Origin of the sequence: uncultured Abyssibacter sp., from assembly GCF_964000955.1 — a bacterium.
Classification (GTDB): Bacteria; Pseudomonadota; Gammaproteobacteria; order Nevskiales; family OUC007; genus Abyssibacter.
The window spans coordinates 1-4,615 of sequence record NZ_CAXFCL010000013.1; the positions used below are offsets into that span (position 1 = coordinate 1).

Below are 4,615 nucleotides of genomic sequence, written 5' to 3' on the forward strand. Positions count from 1 at the left end.
CACTGAGTTGCAGGTCCAGATCGGTATTGTGATAACCGTTGCCGATGACCGTCGCCCAACGGCCATCCGCCAGCCGGACAATATTCGGCTGGCCGAAGGTGTAACCGAGTTCAGGGGAACCCGGATACTCATCAACGCCGAGCAACGCCTCCAACAGTGTATCGACCAGATCCGTCACAGTGGGCAGCAATGGCAGATCGAACAGAATATCTGTCACGCCCAACAGATCAGAAACGAGGGCCAGCACGGGACTGGCAACCGTCAGCAAAAGGTCGGTCAGATCGGTCACCAGCGAGCAGACCACGTCCAAAGGCCCGAGAATCGCCTGGCACAAAGGCTCGACGGTACTGTCGATGACGCCCTGGATCAACGCGGGGTCCAGCACTTCGCCCAGGATGTCGTACAAACCGTCGGTCAGCAGACCCTGCAGCAGGAATTTCGCGCCGGACACGACCCCGAGCAAACCGCCACCCGGGGAGTCGGTAAATTCCCAGAGCACGACCTGTTCCGCCAGTGTCTGTTGCTTGGAGAATGTATCCGCGGCGACGAAGGCCTCGGGATCGGTGATATCCAGGGCGTAGATACCCTGTCCGCCGCCCCGCAGACTACCGACCAGGATGGTCCGCCAGCAGGACTGACCCGCCCCGCAGGCCGGAAACTCGTCGTAGGCATCGACCACGCTCATCTGGCCATCGACGTAGGTCTCGGCCTCGTAGTCCGGATCGGTCAGTTCCGAAACCTTGCCCAGCAGACGACCCGGCACGTAGGCGAACAACTCCTCGCCGGTTGTCGCGTCGAAGCCATGCAACATGCCGTCGTTGGCGCCGACATAGACCATGGAACGGCGATTCGCGTTGTTCGCGCGAAAGGTGCTGTATAGCTCGGTATCCGGCGTGTCACCGCCGAACAGGTCATCGAGGAACTGGTCCGAATAGTCGGTATCCGGCGGGCCCACGACCACCGGTCGGGAATGGTAGATGGGCCCCATGCGCAGGTCGCGGTTACGGAACCGCCCGCCGTTGCTTTCCTCGTTCGACTGCTCACCACGCAGATAATTGACGCGCCCCTGCGACAGTTGCCGGGACAGCCCCAGCAGGCTGTAGAGGTCGATTTCGTTCAGATAAAGCGGTGAGACCGCAGTATCCAAGAGCTCATCCAGACCCAGGCCACTGAGCGCAGATACCTCGAGGATCGGATTGAGAATCTCTTCCTGAACCGGCTCGATCGCACTCTCAAGGATAGTGCCCTCGACCGCAAGAACAACATTCAGGACCGGGTTGACCAGACCGACCAGAATTTCCAGTGTCAGGTACAGTTCCGGAGGAAGCTGCAATGCGGCTACCGCCGACAGGCGATAACTGGGGTCGCTGAACTGCTGCCAGGAAAACGGCATCCCTTCGCGCAGGTTCGGGTCGTAGGTCAGGACCAGACGATCCGCATGCCCCTCGGAATCGATCTTCTGGTCCAGCAACTCGGCCGCGCTCCAGGCCGGCTCGCCCAGCGTCCCGTCCAGGTTGAGATCGTAAGCGATCAGGTCCCCGGTCAGTTCCTGGGCGTCGTAGGTGGCCAGAAACACACGCTGGTTGTTCAGGATGGAGCCGGAGGTGATACCCACCGACGTTGTCCCCTGCGAATTTCCCGGTGAAATTCGCAGCGCCTCGGCAAACTTTTCCACCAGATTGGGATCATCGACGGCGCACTGCTGCCCCCGACCGTTGTAGGTGGCATGCAACAAGTCATCGAGCTGATTCACCGGCACGAACGCAGCCGCGCCCGGATCGGGATCACCCCAGGCAACCGGATCCGAGTTGTTCGCCGGCCGCGACAGATCGCCGTCGAGGCCCATGTCCAGCACGTAGCTCGTGATGTACTGGCGGCTGTCGAGACCGGCATTCAGATCCCGCTCGTAGTAGTGCATCGCGACGTCGCCCAGCGTGTCGGTGAACGCATCCGCGTAGGCGCCGCCGTCATACTCGGTGTCACCGTCACCATCGGCGTTGGTCGGTGTCCCGTTGAACGGCGCGTTGTTCACCGCGAGCGACGCCCCGGCCGAACCATTGGAAGAGGGCGTACCGGTGCTGGTGACCGACGCGCCGTTGTCGGAGGAAAAGCCATCCGTGACCAGGAGCACCGACGCCTGCTGACACTGGCCGTCATCGTCCTCGGACAGGCGCGGGCAGTTCGAGTTACCGAACAGGTTGGTGCCACCGCCGCACTCGATATACGCGCCGGCGTCGAACAACGCCTTTTGCAGCGGCGTGCCCGCCGAATTGCCGCGGGTGCCGAAGATGGCATCCATGACCTGCCTGCGCTTCCCGATCGCGGGATCGTCGTTGAGCTCGACCATCTCCAGCTGGCTGTCCGGGTTGTTGTTCACGCTGGCGACGGCCATGTAGGCATCGCCCACACCTGCCATGAATTCGGACAGCCGCCCCTTGGTCCTCAACTCGCGCGAGCGGTGATACTGGAACCAGTTGGCGAAATTCTGCAGCTCGGTCGGGTCGCCGATCTCGACGCGGGAGTGCGTATCGTCGGCATCAACCACGCCATTGCCGTTGGAATCGGTCCAAGAGTAGTAGTGCGCGATGCGCTCGCGCAAGTCGCGGTAAGTACCCAGCCCGAGATTGCAGAAAAACTGCGAACTCGTGCACACCCTCTCGTGCCTCACCGACACGATGTCGTCGTCCTCGGTGACCAGGTAGGTCGTGAACTCCTTCAGGGACGTCAGATTAACGGTCTTCGTCGGGTCATAGGGATCCAGACGGGCCGCCGATGCCGACGCATCGGCAAACGCCAGACCTGCGGCATCGACGCCATAAGGCCAGGGTTCGTAGGTCTCGTTCGGGTCGTAATAAAGCGGGTTGTAGTCGCTGTTGCGCGCCCGCCAGACACCCTCGTAGTCATCACCGAGCCTCGCCTCGGAGCCGCGGAGGAAATCGTCATCCTCGTTCCAGGCATCGACGACGACCTGTGACGGAACGGCCAGGCGGTGCAGATACGCGTTGGTGTAGGACGACTCGCTGGACGGTGCGTCCACGGGAAGCGGATAAATCCAGCGATAGGTCAGCGACTCGACGCTGAATTCGCGCTGCGCGTCCTCATCGTCGATCAGGAAATTCGACGACATCGACAGGGAGTCGTCCAGCAGCAGCATGACCATCGGTGGCGGGGACACGCCCAGCTCGATGGGAGCCGACGGAATCTGCGAACCACCACCCGACAAGGTGTTGAGCGGCAGGTCCAGACCGCTGGCCGTGCCAGCCGTCAGCAACCCCGCGGCAACCGCGACCAGCCCGCGAGACAACATGCGAATGGAACCTGGACCCGCCATCAGAATCGCCGAATGAAGGTGGATTGAAGCACGCGCTGACTGTCTTCCTCGGCGCCGACGCCGATCGCGGTCACTTCGTAGAGATAGCGCTGGGTTTCGTCGCCGCGCCCCAACGTCAGGCTGTCACGGATCACCCGGGCCTCGCGGATCAGGAACCGGGGCTGCTCCGCCACGCCCTGCACGGCGGCTCCACCCTGCGCGGGATCATAGGCCGGGTTCTGCAAGGACTCGCCCTCGGTCTTCCAGTTGTCCAGGGTCATCGCGATCAGGTCGCCCACCGTGTCGAACTTGCCCTCGACCGGCGAAATCATGAACACACCCGGGAATTCGGCTCCGCGGCACGGCGGCGTATCGCTGATGCACTCGAGTTCGTGGGGCAGCTCGGACTGGTTGTTGATCCAGCGCTCGCCGTCTCGCAAACCCAGTTCGGCCGCCTGAAAGGCCAGCTGGCTGTCACGATCGTTGGCGGACATGCGTTCCTGACTGACCACGGTGCGCAGCGTGGTGATGCCGATGACGGTCAACACCAGCAACATCACCAGACTGACGAGCAGCACGCTGCCGCGTTGCCGCCGGAAACGGAGGGATGCGCCGTTCATGACAACAGATTCCTGAGACTGATGGTGCGCACGAACTGGCGCTGAAGTTCACGTTCCACGGTCGTCGCGGTGTCGGAACCGATCCGGTCGATCAAAGACAGAGGCCGTGCGCCGTACATGGTCAACGTCAGACGCACGCTGATCACCTCTTCCATGTTCAGGCCGACCGTCGACGGGGTCACAAACCGGTCCGCGGCACCGTCACCGTTGGCGTCGTCGCCCAGCTCGATCTGCAGGTTCAGCACGTCGTTGGCGATCGGCAGCGTGGTGGCGCCGCCCTGTGGCACGCCACTCGCGTCCACCAGCGTCGCCGAGCAGTACAGCGCCAGACGCGATGCCTCCGCGTTCGCGGCATCGGATTCCGACGCCGCCACCGTCGCGCCTTCGGCGACGAAGAAGGTGTCGACGCTGGTCCAGCCGGACTGCACCGGCTGCCCCAGGCAGTTGAGAATGGTGTTGTCGTCCAGGCCCTGGTACTGCACCGTGATCGTGTCGGTGTTGGCCTTGACCGCATCCAGCGTGTTCGCCGCGCCTCCCAGAGTCACCTGGAGTTCCCGCGGCGCCGCCGTATCCAGGGCCTCATCATCGCCATCACTCGCCCCGACCGCCGGATTCGCCGCCCCGAACGTCAACAGAGGCAAGTCTTCCGGCGTGGTCCGATGCCCGGTCAGACGCAATGTGGACG

At 62.9% G+C, this 4,615-nt stretch carries 3 protein-coding genes; all 3 read right to left on the minus strand.

The features are described 5' to 3' along the window. Positions 1 to 3,307 (minus strand): PilC/PilY family type IV pilus protein (locus ABNS06_RS00475; RefSeq protein WP_348671922.1); only part of this gene is annotated, 3,307 nt, incomplete at its 3' end. A 23-nt stretch (positions 3,308 to 3,330) separates the two neighbouring features. Continuing rightward, positions 3,331 to 3,930 (minus strand): PilX N-terminal domain-containing pilus assembly protein, encoded by a 600-nt coding sequence (locus ABNS06_RS00480; protein ID WP_348671923.1) that lies wholly within the window; start codon positions 3,928 to 3,930, stop codon positions 3,331 to 3,333. Beyond that, positions 3,927 to 4,615: PilW family protein (locus ABNS06_RS00485; protein ID WP_348671925.1), on the minus strand; the 689-nt coding region annotated here is incomplete at its 5' end. The genes ABNS06_RS00480 and ABNS06_RS00485, both read right to left, overlap by 4 nt.